The 16667-nt window shown below is 69.8% G+C and carries 15 protein-coding genes and 1 pseudogene; 10 read left to right on the forward strand and 6 right to left on the reverse strand.

Going from position 1 to position 16667, the window contains the following annotated elements; translation table 11 throughout:
• Positions 1-6: 6 nt before the first annotated feature.
• Complete coding sequence (locus AC061S_RS12575; protein WP_478685990.1) at positions 7-480, forward strand: FAD synthase family protein; 474 nt, start codon at positions 7-9, stop codon at positions 478-480.
• A gap of 53 nt (positions 481-533) precedes the next feature.
• On the opposite strand, the gene AC061S_RS12580 is transcribed toward AC061S_RS12575, so the two are convergent.
• Entirely contained in the window at positions 534-1277 is a 744-nt protein-coding gene (locus AC061S_RS12580; protein WP_478685991.1) for a CDP-alcohol phosphatidyltransferase family protein, read from the reverse strand.
• A 52-nt stretch (positions 1278-1329) separates the two neighbouring features.
• A complete protein-coding gene (gene glgX, locus AC061S_RS12585) occupies positions 1330-3720 on the reverse strand; it encodes a glycogen debranching protein GlgX (protein WP_478685992.1) in 2391 nt (796 codons plus the stop codon).
• A gap of 180 nt (positions 3721-3900) precedes the next feature.
• On the opposite strand from glgX, the gene AC061S_RS12590 reads away from it, so the two are divergent.
• Positions 3901-5121, forward strand: a complete 1221-nt coding sequence (locus AC061S_RS12590; protein ID WP_478686075.1) for a L,D-transpeptidase — start codon at positions 3901-3903, stop codon at positions 5119-5121.
• 175 nt (positions 5122-5296) lie between these two features.
• Entirely contained in the window at positions 5297-6577 is a 1281-nt protein-coding gene (locus AC061S_RS12595) for a choice-of-anchor A family protein (protein ID WP_478685993.1), read from the forward strand.
• Positions 6578-6638: 61 nt separating this feature from the next.
• On the opposite strand, the pseudogene AC061S_RS12600 reads toward AC061S_RS12595, so the two are convergent.
• Positions 6639-6728, reverse strand: a pseudogene (locus AC061S_RS12600) (IS200/IS605 family transposase); the annotation flags it as partial.
• Between the two features lie 38 nt (positions 6729-6766).
• Here AC061S_RS12600 and AC061S_RS12605 point away from each other — a divergent pair.
• From AC061S_RS12605 to AC061S_RS12630, 6 genes are all read left to right on the forward strand, one after another.
• Positions 6767-8047, forward strand: a complete 1281-nt coding sequence (locus AC061S_RS12605) for an RNA-guided endonuclease InsQ/TnpB family protein (protein WP_478685994.1) — start codon at positions 6767-6769, stop codon at positions 8045-8047.
• 203 nt (positions 8048-8250) lie between these two features.
• A complete protein-coding gene (locus AC061S_RS12610) occupies positions 8251-9492 on the forward strand; it encodes a L,D-transpeptidase (RefSeq protein ID WP_478685995.1) in 1242 nt (413 codons plus the stop codon).
• A gap of 110 nt (positions 9493-9602) precedes the next feature.
• A complete protein-coding gene (locus AC061S_RS12615) occupies positions 9603-10370 on the forward strand; it encodes an enoyl-CoA hydratase/isomerase family protein (protein ID WP_478685996.1) in 768 nt (255 codons plus the stop codon).
• A 244-nt stretch (positions 10371-10614) separates the two neighbouring features.
• Positions 10615-11118, forward strand: coding sequence for an ATP-binding protein (locus AC061S_RS12620; RefSeq protein ID WP_478685997.1), 504 nt, complete (start codon positions 10615-10617; stop codon positions 11116-11118).
• A gap of 335 nt (positions 11119-11453) precedes the next feature.
• Complete coding sequence (locus AC061S_RS12625) at positions 11454-12308, forward strand: polysaccharide deacetylase family protein (protein ID WP_478685998.1); 855 nt, start codon at positions 11454-11456, stop codon at positions 12306-12308.
• On the forward strand, positions 12305-13492 hold the full coding sequence (locus AC061S_RS12630; RefSeq protein WP_478685999.1) for a YncE family protein: 1188 nt from the start codon (positions 12305-12307) through the stop codon (positions 13490-13492). The genes AC061S_RS12625 and AC061S_RS12630 overlap by 4 nt, the downstream gene beginning before the upstream one ends.
• A gap of 89 nt (positions 13493-13581) precedes the next feature.
• Here AC061S_RS12630 and AC061S_RS12635 read toward each other — a convergent pair whose 3' ends face one another.
• Together AC061S_RS12635 and AC061S_RS12640 are read right to left on the reverse strand one after the other, a co-directional pair.
• Complete coding sequence (locus AC061S_RS12635; protein WP_478686000.1) at positions 13582-14820, reverse strand: cytochrome P450; 1239 nt, start codon at positions 14818-14820, stop codon at positions 13582-13584.
• Positions 14801-15601, reverse strand: a complete 801-nt coding sequence (locus AC061S_RS12640) for a tRNA-dependent cyclodipeptide synthase (RefSeq protein WP_478686001.1) — start codon at positions 15599-15601, stop codon at positions 14801-14803. Before AC061S_RS12640 ends, AC061S_RS12635 begins: the two co-directional genes overlap by 20 nt.
• A gap of 254 nt (positions 15602-15855) precedes the next feature.
• Between AC061S_RS12640 and AC061S_RS12645 the strand changes: the two genes are divergently transcribed.
• Complete coding sequence (locus AC061S_RS12645; protein WP_478686002.1) at positions 15856-16068, forward strand: EF-hand domain-containing protein; 213 nt, start codon at positions 15856-15858, stop codon at positions 16066-16068.
• Positions 16069-16111: 43 nt separating this feature from the next.
• On the opposite strand, the gene AC061S_RS12650 is transcribed toward AC061S_RS12645, so the two are convergent.
• Positions 16112-16666: a PadR family transcriptional regulator gene (locus tag AC061S_RS12650; protein WP_478686003.1), complete on the reverse strand. Its 555-nt coding sequence runs from the start codon at positions 16664-16666 to the stop codon at positions 16112-16114.
• Position 16667 lies beyond the last annotated feature (1 nt).

The raw sequence follows: 16667 nt of genomic DNA on the forward strand, positions 1-16667 counted from the left end.
CAGGATATGTCCGAATTTGCCGAGCCTGGGGGTAGACCGCACCGAATCGGCTACGCGCCGGGTGCCTACGACCTCTTCCACATCGGACACCTCAACATCCTTCGGCACGCCCGGAGTCGGTGCGACTACCTGGTGGCCGGGGTCGTATCCGACGAAATGGTGGAACTCGCCAAGGGCCGCCGCCCCGTGATCCCGCTCGTCGAGCGGCTGGAGATCGTCCGCAGCGTGCAGTACGTGGACGCCGCTTTCGTCGAGACCGTTCCGGACAAGGTCGAAACGTGGAAAGAAGTCCGTTTCGACGTCATATTCAAGGGCGACGACTGGCGCGGCACCCCCAAGGGCGACCAGCTGGAAAAGGACTTCGCCGTGCACGGGGTCGAGGTCGTCTACTTCCCGTACACGGTCCACACCTCCAGCACCCAGCTGCGCCGGGCACTGGACGTGCTGTCCGAGCCGGTCGCCAGGGAACAGCGGGGCTGAGCGGCTCCCCGGCCGGACGTCCGGCCGGGCCGCCACGAGGCGGCGGGCGCCGGTCACCTGAATACGGCGCTGAGCTCCCGGAACCACTTCGCGAGGAACGCCACCAGGAACAGGGCGGCGACGACACCCGCCCCGGCGTACACCCAGCGGAACAGCCCGCTGCCGCCGAGAAACAGGAACACCAGGCAGAACACCCCGTAATCCACGGGCAGCAGCGCCACCGCGCGCAGGGTCGACGGTGCGGCGGCCGCACTCCCCGGCGCCGGCTTCGGCTTGAGCTTCTCCGTCAGCAGCCCCCCGAAGAAGGTCACGACCGCGGCGAACTGGAAGCCCAGCGGCACGAGCAGCCAGCCGGCCCCGGCGGCTCCGTCCGCGCCGCCGCCGATCCCGTACTCCTCGGGGAAGCGGTAGAAGGCGATCAGCACGCAGGTGTGCAGCGAGGTGAGCTTCGCGCAGTCCACGACGTGGTCCAGCCACTCGCCCGCCGCGCTGCCGCCCCCGCGGAGCCGGGCGAGCTGCCCGTCGGCGGAGTCGAAGGCGAAGCCGACCGCGAGCAGGGCCCACACCGCGATCCCCAGCTCCCACGAGGGCGAGGCCAGGGCGACGGCGGCCGCGCCCGCGAAACTCAGGGCGGCGCTGATCAGCGTCACCTGGTTCGGGGTGAGCCCGAGCGCGTACGACCCGGCGGCCAGGTACCGCCCGACGGGCCGGTTCACGAACCGGGAGTACAGCGACACGCCCTTCGCCGACTTCTGCGCCCCGCGCAGCTCCCGCAGCGCGGTCCCCACACTCGCCATGGACACAACCCCTCGAACATCCGTATATGTGTGCGTGCGTACGAAGGGCACATCATCGCAGGGTGTTCGAGGGCTCCCGCTCCGGGTCCGCCACCTTCAGCAGCAGCACCGCGCGGGCCGGGACGGTCACGCTCTCGCCCCCGCGGTGCACGGTGGCGGGAGCCGCCGCCTGGTCCTCCCGGGAGGTGTCCAGGACCAGTTCGTACGCCCGGCCCCACGGCGCCCCCGGCAGCACCCACGCCACCGGCCGGTCCCCGGCGTGCAGCAGTGCCAGGAAGCTGTCGTCCGTGACCTGCCGCCCGCGCTCGTCCCGGCCCGGGATGTCCTGCCCCGACAGGTACAGGCCCACCGACCCGGCCGGGGCGTACCAGTCCCGCTCGGTCATCTCCACCCCCGCCGGGGTGAACCAGGCCAGGTCCCGCAGCCCGTCCGCGCCCTGCGAGCGCCCCGAGAAGAACGCCCGCCGCCGCAGCACCGGATGGGCCCGGCGCAGCGCCAGCAGCCGCCGGGTCAGCGCCAGCAGCGCCTGCCAGGACGGGTCCTCCAGCAGGGACCAGTCCACCCAGCTCGTCTCGTTGTCCTGGCAGTACGCGTTGTTGTTGCCGCCCTGCGTCCGGCCGAACTCGTCGCCCGCCACCAGCATCGGCACCCCGGTCGACAGCAGCAGCGTGGTCAGGAGGTTCCGCAGCTGCCGCCGGCGCAGCGCCGCGATCCGCGGTTCCGTGCCCCCTTCCGGCTCGCCCTCCACGCCGCAGTTCCAGGACCGGTTGTCATTGGTCCCGTCCCGGCCCGCCTCGCCGTTCTCCTCGTTGTGCTTGGACTCGTACGACACCAGGTCGCGCAGGGTGAAACCGTCGTGCGCGGTGATGAAGTTGACCGAGGCGTACGGCCGCCGCCCGCCCCACGCGTACAGGTCGCTCGACCCCGACAGCCGGTACCCGAGGTCCCGTACGTCGGGCAGCGCGCCGCGCCAGAAGTCCCGTACGGCGTCCCGGTACCGGTCGTTCCACTCCGTCCACAGCGGCGGGAACGCCCCCACCTGGTACCCGCCCGAGCCCACGTCCCACGGCTCGGCGATCAGCTTCACCCGCCGCAGCACCGGATCCTGGGCGATCACCGCGAGGAACGGCGAGAGCATGTCCACGTCGTGCATCGAGCGGGCCAGCGCCGCCGCCAGGTCGAAGCGGAAGCCGTCCACCCCCATCTCCGTCACCCAGTACCGCAGCGAGTCGGTGATCAGGCGCAGCACGTGCGGCCGCCCGGCGTGCAGGGTGTTCCCGCAGCCCGTGTAGTCCGCGTACCGGCGCTGGTCCGACTGGAGCCGGTAGTACGCCCGGTTGTCGATCCCGCGCAGCGACAGCGTCGGGCCCAGCTCGCCGGCCTCCGCCGTGTGGTTGTAGACCACGTCGAGGATGACCTCGATCCCGGCGGCGTGCAGCGCCTTGACCATCCGCTTGAACTCGCCGACCTGCTGGCCGGCCGTACCGCTCGACGAGTAGGCCGCGTGCGGGGCGAAGTAGCCGACCGAGTTGTAGCCCCAGTAGTTGCGCAGGCCCCGCCGCAGCAGGTGGTCCTCGTGCGCGAACTGGTGGACCGGCAGCAGTTCCACCGCCGTCACCCCGAGCCCGGTCAGGTGCTCGATCGCCGCCGGGTGCGCGAGGCCCGCGTATGTGCCGCGCAGATGCTCGGGGATGCCCGGATGGCGCATGGTGAAGCCGCGCACGTGCAGCTCGTAGATGACGGAATCGGCCCACGGGGTCTTCGGCCGGACGTCGTCCGCCCAGTCGTCGTCATCGTGGACCACGACCCCCTTCGGGACGTGCGGGGCCGAGTCGCGGTCGTCGCGCACGGTGTCCGCGATGTACTGCTGCGGCCAGTCGCGGACGTGCCCGTACACCTCCGGCGGCAGCAGGAAGTCCCCGTCCACGGCCCGGGCGTACGGGTCCAGGAGCAGCTTCGCCGGATTGTGGCGGGCCCCCGTCCACGGGTCCCAGCGGCCGTGCACCCTGAATCCGTACCGCTGCCCGGGGCGGACGCCCGGGAGGAAGCCGTGCCAGATCTCGTGGGTCAGCTCCGTGAGCGCGCACCGGCTCTCGGAGCCGTCCTCCGCGAAGAGGCAGACCTCCACGGCCTCCGCACCCTGGGCCCACAGCGCGAAGTTGGTCCCGGCCGTCCCGTCCGGCCCCTGGTGGAAGCGGGCCCCCAGCGGATGCGAGGAGCCGGGCCACACGGGCGGTCCGGGGAGGGTCCGCTCCCGTACCGCCGCCGCATGGCCTCTGACCTTGCCGTTCAACGCTCCGTTCGACGCCCCGCTCCCGTTGCCGTTCCCGTTGCCGTTCCCGGTTCCGTTGGGATGTCCGGTCCCGTCGGGATGTCCGGTCCCGTTCGGATGCCCGGTCCCCGCGACGGCTTCCACCGCCTCTTGCTCGGCTGCGCTCGACACTGCCCGCCTCCACGGCTCTCGGTACCTGCGGGGGTGGGGGAAGTGCGGCCCCGGCGTCCCGGCCGGGGCCCGCCCCCGTCTGGTCCTTCCCACTGTTCTGCCCGGACTGTCCTGCCTGGAACGTGGGCCGCCCCCACGTTTCCCCCGGAGGGGCCCGGTCGTTGGAGGAACGTGACTCTTCTGACGAGGCGGGCAGGGGCGGGCTTGGCCGCCGTGGCGGTATGGGCGGGCCTCCTCGGAGGCCTGGCCGGATGCACCGAGAACGGCGGCTCCCCGATCGAGATCCAGCTGCCCGGCAAACCCCGGTCACCGGACGAGGCGATCAGGATCACCCCCGACGACAACGCCAAGGGGGTGCCGGCCGAGGGCCCGCTGACGGTCACCGTGCCCGAGGGGCGGCTGGAGCGCGTCGTGGTCACCAAGGTGGAGGACGCCCAGAAGGAGAAGGTCCCCGGCGCCATCGCCGTCGACGGGCTCAGCTGGAGCCCCGACCCGGCGGCGGGCCGGCTCGCGCTCGCGGCCAAGTACACCGTGGACGCGGTCGCGCTCGACGGGCACAACCGCCGCCAGGCCCGGCACACCACCTTCACCACCTACGTTCCCGAGGAGCGGTTCATCGGCTACTTCAAGCCCGAGAACCGCTCGACCGTCGGTACCGGCATGATCATCTCCTTCGGGTTCAGCCGGTCCATCGAACGCCGCGCCGACGTGGAGCGGGCGATCACGATCACCTCCGACCCGGCCGTGGAGGTGGTGGGCCACTGGTTCGGCGACGAGCGCCTCGACTTCCGGCCCAAGACGTACTGGAAGCCCGGCACCGAGGTCACGGTCAAGCTGAACCTGCGTGACGTCGAGGGCGCCGCCGGCTCCTACGGCATCCAGGACAAGACCCTGCGCTTCACCGTCGGCCGCTCCCAGATCTCCACCGTCGACGCGGCCGCGCACACCATGGAGGTCCGGCGCGACGGCGAGCTGCTGTCCACCGTGCCGATCACCGCCGGGGCGCCGAAGAACATGACCTACAACGGGAAGATGGTGGTGATGGAGCTCTTCGACGTCACCCGGATGAACGGGCAGACCGTCGGGTTCGGCGGCGAGTACGACATCCCCGACGTCCCGCACGCCATGCGCCTCACCCGCTCCGGGACCTTCCTGCACGGCAACTACTGGGCCAGCCCCGACACCTTCGGCGCCACCAACGTCAGCCACGGCTGCATCGGACTGCGCGACGACAAGGGCGGCGGCTCGGACACCCCGGCCGGCTGGTTCTTCGACCGGACCCTGGTCGGCGACGTGGTGGAGGTCGTGAACTCGCAGGACAAGACGGTCGCTCCGGACAACGGGCTGGGCGGCTGGAACATGTCCTGGCCGGCCTGGGTCGCGGGATCCGCGCTCGGCTGACCCGCCGTCACCTGCCGTTCCCTCCACCGACACCCCAGTCGAGTGATTGTCGTACCGGAATGCCGTAGCGGGGGAGTGTCGGTCCGCCCGGCTCGCCGGAGCCCGCCGCCAGCCTGTACGGGGCCCACCCGCACGTGGCGGCGGGCAACGGACGGAGCGTCATGTCAGCAAGGAAGTGGACCCTCGGGCCCCTGGGGCTCGCCCTCGGGGCCGTACTGGCCGCAGGCGCCCCGGCGGGCAGCCGCCGGCCCGGGAGGCGGCGGCCCTGCGGGCCCCGCTGCCGGGCGGGCTGGGCCCCTGCCTGGGGTCCCGGTGCCCCGACCCGTTCCCGCCGATCGAGGTCGGCACCGACCCCAACGGCTACGACGAGGGCATCAACATCTTCGTCGGCGCCGACTTCCTCGTCCGCGAGCGTGCCGCCGAGGCCGAGGGCAAGGTCGTCGTCCTCGGCAGCTTCGACCAGAACAAGAACCTGGCGGCCGGGGCCGGCGCCGGGTACAACATCGGCATCGTCGGGGCGGGATCGCTGGTACGCCCCCCGGCCGGTTCGGACTTCCTCACCACCGGCCGCGACGTCACCGTCGCCGCGAACCAGCGGTTGATCTCCGACGGCGGCGTCGTCCGTCACGCGGGCACCGCACCCGGCCCCGGCACGGTCACCGGCCCCCTGATGGCCGACCCGGCCGCGATCACCCCGTACGCCGGCCTGCGCGACGAGCTCACCTCGGCCAGCCGGTGCTACGCCCGGGTCGACGGCAGCCCGCGCCCGGCGACGGGCACCGCCGTCAACCGGGACGGCTTCACCGTCTTCACCGGGGACGGCACCTCCCGGCTCCAGGTCTTCACCGTGGACTTCGACATGGCGGGCGCGACCGGCGGCGCCATCGGCATCCGCTTCGACCGGATCCCGGCCGGCGCCACCGTCCTCGTCAACGTCCTGGGTGCCGCCCGCACGCTCAGCACCTTCAGCGGCAGCATCGTCGACACCGGGGCGGGCGCCGATGCGTGGAACGGCTACCGCACCCGGCTGCTGTGGAACTTCCCCGACGCCACCGAGGTCCAGCTCACCGGCAGCGGGCAGTTCCAGGGCAGCGTGCTCGTCGGCGAGCAGGCCTCGCGCACCACCGTCACCCTGCCCGGGACCAACGGCCGCTTCTTCACCACCGGCGAGCTCGTCCACACCAGCGCCGGGGGCGGCGGCCAGGAGTTCCACGCGTACCCCTTCGACGGGGACCTGCCCGACTGCGGGGAGCAGGGCCCGACCGTGGGGCTGGTCTCCGTCCTCAAGCAGGACACTGACGACAAGCCGCTCGCCGGAGCCACGTACGAACTGTGGCACGAGACCAACGGGGTCCCCGGAGCCCAGTTCACGAGCCCCGGCGGCGACACCAAGGTCGCCGACTGCGTCACCCCGGAGAGCGGCATCTGCTTCCGCACCGTCCCGCTCGGCACGTAGTACTGCTTGGCGGGGGCCAGAGGTGCCCCGGCGCTAGATCCGGCAAAGTAGGAACCGGACGCGCTTTCCGCCGGTACTTGGTGACGAAAGGCAAGTGAACGCGCAGATTGTGAACAACATGACGTCCGGTGCGTACATCGGGACGAGGGTTTCAGCGCGGTGACATAGACCACTGCTAGGTTCTCGATCGTGAGCCAAGGCACCCTGGTTAAGCGGCAGTTCGGGCATCGAGCCCGGCTCGCGCTTTCGGCTGTCGAGGTGTTGAAGGCGGATGATCAGGCGCATGCGGCCCGCACTATGTGGAACTGTCTGCACGCGTGGTGGCAGATGATGCCGAAGGAAAAGCGGACACTCGCGAACGCGGATGCCGCGATCCGGCAGGCCCGCGAGGACATCGACTTTCTCGCTGTTCTTCCTGCTCAGGCCGCGCAAGCGGTGTTGAAGACGTATTTCCAGGCGTGGAAGAACTGCTGGGACGGCCGCGCTGACGCGCCGAATTTCAAGGGGCGGTTCCGCACGGTGATGTCCGTGGACATCCCACAGGGTCGGGACCTGAACATCACCCGGGTGCACCGCCGCTGGGGCATGGCCAACATCCCCAAGGTGGGCCGGGTCCGCTTCCGGTGGACCAAAGGCCTGCCCGTCGGCGCGCGTGCCAACGTGGAGAACCGGATCACCGGGGCACGGCTGATCAAGGATGCCCTCGGCTGGCACATCGCCTTCCGCCTTCAGACCCTGGAGGTCAAGCCCGAGCTCCATCAGGGGCCCGATGTCGGCATCGACATGGGTGTCACCGTGCCCATAGCCCTGTCGGACGGTGAGACATGCGAGCACGGTGAGTGGCTGACGGAGAAGGAGAAGGCGAAGCTCCTGCGTCTGGAGCGGCGCGCCGCGCAGCGCAAGGCACACCGCAAGCCCGGCGAGCGCGCCAGCCGCCGGCTGCACCGCACGTACGACCAGATCGCAGGACTCCGCGCGAAAGCCAAGCGCCGGGCCCTGGACTGGCAGCATCAGACGACCACCGGCATCGCCCGTACATACGGCACGGTCGTGGTCGAAGCACTGACCATCACGAACATGGTCAAGTCGGCCAGGGGAACCATCGAGGAGCCGGGACGGAACGTTGCCCCGAAGTCTGGGCTGAACCGCTCCATCAGCGGGGAGGCGTGGGGCCGGACGGTCACCATGCTGACGTACAAGACCGCCCGGCACGGCGGCACCCTGTACAAGGTTCCCGCCCCCGGCACCTCCCAACGCTGTTCAGCGTGTGGTGTCATCACGCTTGGCAGCCGGGAGTCCCAGGCTGTGTTCGTGTGCAAGAACCCGGACTGCGGCTGGTCGGGCAACGCCGACCACAACGCGGCTCGCAACGTCTTGCACCTGTACCGGATGGGCCTCGCGCTCATCTCGGCTGCCGGGAGGGCAGTCGTCAGGCGCGCGAAGCGCGTCAAGCCCGCTGCCGCAAGGTAAGCAGGAATCTCCCGGCTTCAGCCGGGAGAGCACTTCAAGTCTGGGGCACCAAGCCCGGCACCGAGGGATGACTTCGGGAGTCTCCCGCCGAACTCCCGGCGTGTCGCCACTCTTGGGACGGAACGGTGACACGACCGTACTGTCTCGTGATCCCCCATGTGATTTCCTGGCGATAAGCGCGCGACTGTCCGTGCGCGGGGGACATGGGGAGAACGATCGTGAACCTGCAGCCGATACGCGGGCGCGCCCGCACCGGCCTGCCGGCCCTCCTGCTGGGCGCGGCCCTGCTGTTCACCAGCGCGTGCAGCGGTGGCGGCAACGGGGGCGGCGCCGGCGGGAGCGGTGGAGGAGACGGAGGTACCGGTACGACCGGTACCGAGGCGTCGAAGGCCGTCGTGAGCGTCAAGCCGGACGACGGGGCCAAGGAGGTCGCGACCAGCGGCATCCTCAAGATAACCAGCACCGGCGGCAAGCTCACCACGGTGACGGTCGCCGACACCAAGGGCAACGCGGTGGAGGGCAAGCTCGCCGAGGACGGCGCGAGCTGGGAGCCCGCCCGCAACCTCGCCTCCGCCACCGAGTACAAGGTGCACGCGGTCGCCAAGGACGAGGCGGGCCGCGAGTCCGCGAAGGACACCACCTTCACCACGCTGACGCCCGCCAACACCTTCATCGGCCAGTACACCCCCGAGGACGGATCGACGGTCGGCGTGGGCATGCCGGTCTCGATCAACTTCTCCCGGGGCATCACCAACCCCGAGGCCGTCGAGAAGGCCATCTCGGTGACGGCCGAGCCGGCCGTCCCGATCGAGGGCCACTGGTTCGGCAACGACCGCCTGGACTTCCGCCCCGAGAAGTACTGGGCGGCGGGCACCAAGGTCACCCTGAAGCTCGAACTCGACGGGGTCGAAGGCCGCCCGGGGGTCTACGGCAAGCAGACCCGCACGGTCAGCTTCAAGATCGGCCGCTCCCAGGTCACCACGGTCGACGCCGGCAGCAAGCAGATGCAGGTGGTCCGTGACGGCCAGGTGCTCAAGAACGTTCCGATCACCGCGGGCGCCCCGTCGACGACCACGTACAACGGTCAGATGGTCATCAGCGAGAAGTACAAGGTGACCCGGATGAACGGCGCCACCGTCGGCTTCGGCGGGGAGTACGACATCTCCGACGTCCCGCACGCGATGCGCCTGACCACCTCCGGCACCTTCGTCCACGGCAACTACTGGGCCTCGTCCGGCACGTTCGGCTCCGAGAACGTCAGCCACGGCTGCGTGGGCCTGAAGGACGTCCGCGGCGCCGGCGACGGCAGCCAGCCGGCCGCCTGGTTCTTCAACGAGTCGCTGATCGGCGACGTGGTCATCGTGAAGAACTCCAAGGACAAGATCGTCGCCCCCGACAACGGCCTCAACGGCTGGAACATGGACTGGGCCGAGTGGATCAAGTAAACCCGCTCCGTACGTAGTTCATCGAGTTCATGGGGACCCGTGTCAGGTGGCCCGGTGCTGTGACCCACAGCACCGGGCCACCCGCCGTTAACCGGCGCTAACCTTCCCGTATGACCATCTCTCTCGAAGTCTCCGAAGGCGTCGGCGTCATCCGGCTGGACCGGCCGCCCATGAACGCCCTGGACATCGCCACCCAGGACCGGCTGCGCGAGCTCGCCGTGGAGGCGACCGACCGGGCCGACGTCCGCACCGTCGTCATCTACGGCGGCGAGAAGGTGTTCGCGGCCGGCGCGGACATCAAGGAGATGCAGACGATGGACCACGCGGCCATGGTCGCGCGGTCCCGCGGACTGCAGGACGCCTTCACCGCCGTGGCCCGGATCCCCAAGCCCGTGGTCGCGGCCGTCACCGGCTACGCCCTGGGCGGCGGCTGCGAGCTGGCCCTGTGCGCGGACTACCGGATCGCCGGCGACAACGCGAAGCTCGGCCAGCCCGAGATCCTGCTCGGCCTGATCCCCGGCGCGGGCGGCACTCAGCGGCTGTCCCGGCTGATCGGCCCCTCGAAGGCCAAGGACCTCATCTTCACCGGCCGCATGGTCAAGGCCGACGAGGCGCTGGCCCTCGGCCTCGTGGACCGCGTCGTACCGGCGGCCGAGGTGTACGAGCAGGCGTACGCGTGGGCCGCGAAGCTGGCGCAGGGCCCGGCCCTCGCGCTGCGCGCCGCCAAGGAGTGCGTGGACGCGGGGCTGGAGGCCGACATCGACACCGGGCTGACCATCGAACGGGGCTGGTTCGCGGGCCTGTTCGCCACCGAGGACCGTGAGCGCGGGATGCGCAGCTTCGTCGAGGAGGGGCCGGGGAAGGCCAAGTTCCTTTAGGGGAGGCCGTGTAGGTCCTCCCTGTGGGTGGATTAGCCAGGCCTTAAGGCAACCTTAAGGCCTGACGGTGATCCACTCTGGGTGACCGGTCTTTCGCGGTGTGTCACCACAGGTCAGGATGGGTGCGGCGATCCCCGGGTTGCCGATTGCATATGCCAGGACGACTCCTCGGAATCCACGATCCCGGGGGGTCTTTTCCTGCGGAACGGCCCGAACGGCCGTACCGGCCCTCCATGATGGGTGCATGGCGGGTCTGGAGGGTGTGGAACAGCCGCGGCAGCGCAGCAGCGCTTCCGCCGTACGGCTCACGGCGGCCCTGGAGGACGAACTGGGCCTCAAAGCGCTGGAGTTGTACGGGAATCCGGCCGAGGCGGAAGTGACCTTGCCGTCGATGCCCGAGTCGGCGAGCACCGCCCGCCGGCTCACGCAGTGCGTGGTCGTACGCCTGTGGGGGCTCTCGCCGCAGGTCGCCGAGCACACGGTCCTGCTGGTCTCGGAGCTGGTGGGCAACGCCGTCCGCCACACGGGGGCCCGCTCCTTCGGTTTACGGATGCTCAGGCGGCGCGGCTGGATCCGGGTGGAGGTGCGCGATCCCTCGCGCGGGCTGCCCTGCCTGATGCCGGTCCACGAGATGGACACCACCGGCCGGGGGCTGTTCCTCGTCGACAAGCTCTCGGACCGCTGGGGCGCGGACCTGCTGCCGCGCGGAAAGATCACCTGGTTCGAGATGCGGGTGGCCGACCGCTGAGTGCGGCCCCCGAACGCCAGAAACCCCCTGTCGCCGTTGTGGGGCGCCGCGGGGGTTTCATGGGTGTGCCGAGGATCGAAGGGGGTGTGATCCTCGGCAGGGACTTCGCTCGGGTCAACGGGAAGCCGTGGTTCCGACTATGGCAGACGAGGGACCAAATGCCAAAAGTCCCAAGTTGGACATAAGTGTGCATATCCTAAGACTTTCTACCTAAATCTTAGGTGAGATGGGCCACGAGCCTCGTAAACAGTGAATGAATATCAACCGCTGTGAGTGAATCGTTGATCACATAGCGGACAGCGGTCGACCGGCACCGGTTCGGCCGAAGGTCCCGAATGGGGTCAATCAATACCTACACGGGCATCCACCCCTTAAATGGGCTGGTGCTCTGCTACCCGGACCGCCGATCCGCTCTCCGTGCCGGCGCGGCGGTCGCCGCCGGCGCCCTCACCGCCGCCTGTGGCACGGACGCCCGCACCACCCCCGGGCCGTCCGCTTCCGGGACGGTCCCCGCGGCCCCGGCGAAGGCCGCCCCGGACAAACCGGCCCCGGCCAAGGCGGCCCCCGCCCCGCGTCGGTTCGCCGGCCAGCCCGTGGAGATCGGGCACGGCCCCCGCGGCCGGCCCGGCGTCGCGCTCACCTTCCACGGCAACGGCGACCCCGCCATCGCCAAGGCGGTGCTCGCCGAGGCGGAGCGGGCCGGCGCGCGGGTCACCGTACTGGCCATCGGCGCCTGGCTCGACGCCCACCCGGAGATGGCCCGCCGGATCCTCGACGGAGGCCACGAGCTCGGCAACCACACCCAGCGCCACCTCGCGATCAACGCCATGCCCGAGGCGCAGGCGTACGCCGAGATCACCGGCTGCGCCGACCGGCTCAAACGGCTGACCGGGTCCATCGGGACCTGGTTCCGCCCGTCCCAGACCCAGTACGCCACCCCCCTGGTGCGAAAACTGGCCCAGCGGGCGGGCTACCCGCACGTCCTCTCGTACGACGTGGACTCCCTCGACTTCACCTCGCCCGGTGCCGCGGCCGTCATCCGCACCGTCACCGGCACGATCCAAGGCGGATCGGTGGTGAGCCTGCACTTCGGCTACGCGGACACGGTCGACGCGATGCCACCCCTCCTCGAAGAACTCGCACGCCTCAAACTGCGCGCGGTGACCACCACGGAGCTGCTGACCCCATGACGACCACCCGCCTTCCCCGGAAGGCCACCGCGTTGCTGGCCGGTCTGGTCCTCGCCGCCCTGGCCGGCTGCGGATCGACCGACAAGGGACCCGCCGAGGCCCTCGGCACGAAGGGGCCCGCCGCGCCCGTCAAGGCCGTACCGGCCGCGCCCCCGGGCCTGGCCGGAATGCCGCCGCTCCTCGATCCCAACGACGTGTACGCGGCCGACCGGCCGAACAAGCTCTCCCCGGTGGTCAAGGACTTCCCGTCCCGCGTCTACGTGCCGAACACCAACTCCAACACGGTGTCCGTCATCGACCCGGTGACGTACAAGGTCATCGACACCATCCCCGTCGGCGTCCAGCCCCAGCACGTGGTCCCCTCCTGGGACATGAAGACCCTCTGGGTCAACAACAACCGGGGCCACACGCTCACCCCGATCAACCCGGCCACCGGCGAGGCCGGCAAGCCCGTCGAGGTGCACGACCCGTACAACCTGTACTTCACGCCCAACGGCAAGTACGCGGTGGTCATGGCCTCGATGGACAAGGAACTGGTCTTCCGCGATCCGCACACGATGGACCGCGTGAAGACCGTCCCGGTGACCTGCTTCGGCGTCAATCACGCGGACTTCTCCGCGGACGGCCGCTACTTCATCGTGAGCTGCGAGTTCTCCGGTGAACTGCTCAAGGTGGACACCGAGAAGATGGAGGTCGTCGCCCAGCAGAAACTGCCCTTCGAGGGCGCGATGCCGCAGGACGTCAAGGTCTCGCCGGACGGAAAGACCTTCTACGTCGCGGACATGATGGCGCACGGCATGTGGGTGCTCGGCGGCGACAAGTTCGAGACCCCCAAGCTCCTGCCCACCGGAAAGGGCTGCCACGGCCTGTACGTCAGCCGGGACTCCAAGGAGATGTACGTCTCCAACCGGGGCGAAGGATCCGTCTCCGTCTTCGACTTCACGCAGAACAAGCTGACGAAGAAGTGGGAGCTGCCCGAAGGCGGCAGCCCCGACATGGGCGGGGTCTCCGCCGACGGCAAGGTGCTGTGGCTCTCGGGCCGCTACAACTCCGAGGTGTACGCCATCGACACCACCACCGGCAAGCAGCTCGCCAAGATCCCGGTGGGCGGCGGACCGCACGGCCTCGCCGTCTACCCGCAGCCCGGCCGCTACTCGCTCGGCCACACCGGCATCTTCCGGTAGGACGCGAGCGCGCGAGCGCGCGGGAAACGGCCGTGCCCCGGGAGCTCGCACAGCTCCCGGGGCACTCTCAACCGCTCACCGACGCCTCCTCACCAGGCGACGGGGAGCCGCTCGGGAAGCCGCTTGATGAAGCCGGTCCGCCAGACGAGGTTCTCCGCCGGCACCGCGAGACGCAGCTCGGGCAGCCGCTCGACCAGCACCTCCAGCGCGATCTCGGCGTGCGCCCGGCCCAGCGCGGAAGCCGGGCAGAAGTGCCGGCCGGCCCCGAAGGCGAGGTTGGCGTTGGAGCTCGCGCGCCCCAGGTCCAGCTCGTCGGGGTTCTCGAAGGCCTCCGGGTCGAAGTTGGCCCCCTCCAGCAGGACCAGGACCAGCTCGCCCTCCTTGACCAGCACGTCGCCGACCTGGATGTCCGCCATCGCGAGGCGCGGCAGGCCGTCGCCCACGGACAGGTTCCAGCGGAGCAGTTCGTCCACGGCCTTGCCCATGCGCTCCGGGTGCTTGCGCAGGTACCCGATGAGCTCGGGCTTCTGCAGGAGCGCCAGGACCGCCAGGGTCAGGAACGCGGAGGTGGAGACGGCGCCGGCTCCGAAGAGCGAGACGGCGACCGTGGCGAACATGTCGTCGGTGAGGTGCGCCGACTCCGGGTCCGCCTCCTTCAGCTCGGCGAACTTGCCGAGGAGCCCCGTACGCTCCTCGGCAGGCAGGGCGAGCTGGAGCCTCAGCTGCTCCTCGAAGTAGCCGACGTCCTTGTACCAGTTGAGCGCCGAGTCGGCGAACGGCTCGCGCGCGGTCATGAACGCGACGTCCAGCCCCGACATCAGCCGCCGCCAGTCCTCGAACGGCACGCCCAGCACCTGGCAGTGCATGGCCGCCGAGAAGGGGTCGGCGAACCCGGCCCGCAGGTCGGCGGGCCCCCCTTCGGCGACGAGCTGGTCGATGAGCTCGCCGGCCTTCGCGCGCAGCCAGTCCTGGAGCCCCTTCTGGCGCGGGTTGAGCGCCTTCATGACCGCGTTGCGCAGTCCGGCGCTGTTGATGTTGCCCATGTTGTTGACGACCTCGGGCGGGATCGTCAGCGCGTATTGGCGCGGGACGCCGGCGTTGGCCGTGTCCTTGAGGCTGAAGCGCTCGTCCTCCAGCACCTGCTTGGCCAGCGCGTAGCTGCTCACCAGCCAGGCCGGGTCCCCGGTGAGGGTGCGGACCTTCGCGACCGGCGCCTTCTCGCGCAGCCAGGTGCACTCCTCGGGGAGCACGTCACCGCGCCGCGAGAGGGGGAAGTCGATGAGGGGCTCGGCGGTCTGTCCGGTGCCCTCAAGCTGCTCGACGCTCATCGACGGTCCCTTCGGTTGGTGCGGTGTTCGCGTGCGTGTTCGTGTTCGTGTGCGTGCTCGGGTCGTTCGGGTTGCTCTGCGCGTTTTCGGCCGCCTCGGGCCGTACCACGGCGTACGCCTGGTTCCTCGTCGCGCGCAGTCCCCCACCGCGCGCGAAGAGGACGTCGGTCATCGGCATCTTGACGTGGTAGGCCGCCACGGAGGACGGCACGTCGAGAATGCTCGGGGTGTCGATGAAGAACGGCAGCTCCGCCGACATGTAATCGAAACAGACCTGCAACTGCGCGTCGGTGATGGATTCACCTTCCGGCAACTTGGAGCCGACAAAGTGCAGGGCCATTTCCTCGCAGCCCTTGCGGAATTCGTCGTCGGTCTCCAGGAAATGAAGTACGCGCCGGTGCAGAAGTTGGTAGACGGGGTTCGTCTGGAACTCCGAAAGTGCCCTCACGCGGATCTCGGCGTGCGGAGGTCCTGATTCCTCCACACCCTTGAGAATCCGTCGCCGGACTGCCTTGATTTCCTTCGTCGCACGCTTCTCCGCGTGTTCCCGGGTGTAGCCGAAGGCAGCGAACATCCTGTCCACGTGGAGGTCTGCGTAGACGAAGTCGACCTGCGCGAAGCGGGTCGTGGCCCATCGGGCGAGGCTGGATATGCGCTCGGAGCTGAAGTAGCTGTTTCCAGGACTCACTCCGATGAGCACATGGTCGCCGTCTTCCCAGATGTGGTGGCAAGTGCGGGTGAAGGGCAGAACTTCGAATGATGCGTCAGCTGTGATCGTCACCTGTGTGATCGCCCTTGTTGCCGCTTGTCCCTGGGAGCCCTGCGCTCCCGGTGTGGCGGCAATGTCGCAACGTTATGCCGTGATGCCGGAGCGTGACAAGTGGGGGCTTGAATTGTTGGCTGGAATTATCGCTTCCGCACTACGGAAGGGTAATTGAATATCTATCTGCCGCTCGAACGGGACCCGGGGAGTCAGGGGGCCGGGCGTGCCGCTACCCTGAGCCGGTCAACAAGCACCAAGAAGGGGTGGACCCAGTGGCGGACATCGAGAGCGCACGGACGACGTTCGGCAAGTTCGACGTGAACGGTGACGGCTTCGTGACGGCCGACGAGTTCCGTTCGGCGATGGCGGAGATGGGCGACCCGTTCGTCACCGGCCCGGTCGCGGAGGCCGTGATCGCCGCCAAGGACTCGAACGACGACGGCCTGCTCAGCTTCGACGAGTTCTGGGACTCCCTGAAGAAGTAAGCCCCCGCGCCGGCCCCGGGCCGTCTCTTTCGGATCTTGCCGGTCAGGCCTGCCGGGGCCCGGCGGTCATGCCCTCCACCTCGGCGAGGGCCTCCTCCAGCCAGCGCAGCCAGAAGGTCTCCAGCCCGGTTCCCGCGTGCAGCACGACCCGCCGCAGCCGGTCCTCGTCGGAGTCCCGCCCGGCCGGGAAGTCCTTCTCCTCGATCCCCTCGTACACGGCCAACTGGGCCCTGTGCAGCTCCAGATGGCGCCGCAGCTCCGCGGCCAGCCCCTGCGGCCCCACCACCGCGGCCGCCCGGATGCGCAGCAGCAGGGGATCCCGCACCGGCTTGGGATCCTGACGCTCCCCGACCCACCGCGCCAGCTCCCCGCTCCCGGCGGGCAGCACCTCGTACTCCTTCTTCTGCCCCCGTACGGGCCCCTCGCTGGGCAGTGCCCGGATCAGCCCGGCCTCCTCCAGCCGGCCCAGCTCGCGGTAGATCTGCTGGTGCGTCGCGGACCAGAAGTACCCGATCGACTTGTCGAACCGCCGCGTCAACTCCAGCCCCGACGAGGGCTTCTCGAGCAGGGCGGTAAGGATGGCGTGCGGGAGGGACATG

This window comes from Streptomyces sp. CA189, assembly GCF_056428985.1.

Bases quoted from the DNA above. Each gene is read 5' to 3' on its own strand.
- AC061S_RS12575 (WP_478685990.1), top strand. From the start codon at position 7: ATGTCCGAATTTGCCGAGCCTGGGGGTAGACCGCACCGAATCGGCTAC.
- AC061S_RS12580 (WP_478685991.1), bottom strand. From the start codon at position 1,277: ATGGCGAGTGTGGGGACCGCGCTGCGGGAGCTGCGCGGGGCGCAGAAG.
- AC061S_RS12610 (WP_478685995.1), top strand. From the start codon at position 8,251: ATGGGGAGAACGATCGTGAACCTGCAGCCGATACGCGGGCGCGCCCGC.
- AC061S_RS12615 (WP_478685996.1), top strand. From the start codon at position 9,603: ATGACCATCTCTCTCGAAGTCTCCGAAGGCGTCGGCGTCATCCGGCTG.
- AC061S_RS12620 (WP_478685997.1), top strand. From the start codon at position 10,615: ATGGCGGGTCTGGAGGGTGTGGAACAGCCGCGGCAGCGCAGCAGCGCT.
- AC061S_RS12625 (WP_478685998.1), top strand. From the start codon at position 11,454: ATGGGGTCAATCAATACCTACACGGGCATCCACCCCTTAAATGGGCTG.
- AC061S_RS12630 (WP_478685999.1), top strand. From the start codon at position 12,305: ATGACGACCACCCGCCTTCCCCGGAAGGCCACCGCGTTGCTGGCCGGT.
- AC061S_RS12635 (WP_478686000.1), bottom strand. From the start codon at position 14,820: ATGAGCGTCGAGCAGCTTGAGGGCACCGGACAGACCGCCGAGCCCCTC.
- AC061S_RS12650 (WP_478686003.1), bottom strand. From the start codon at position 16,666: ATGTCCCTCCCGCACGCCATCCTTACCGCCCTGCTCGAGAAGCCCTCG.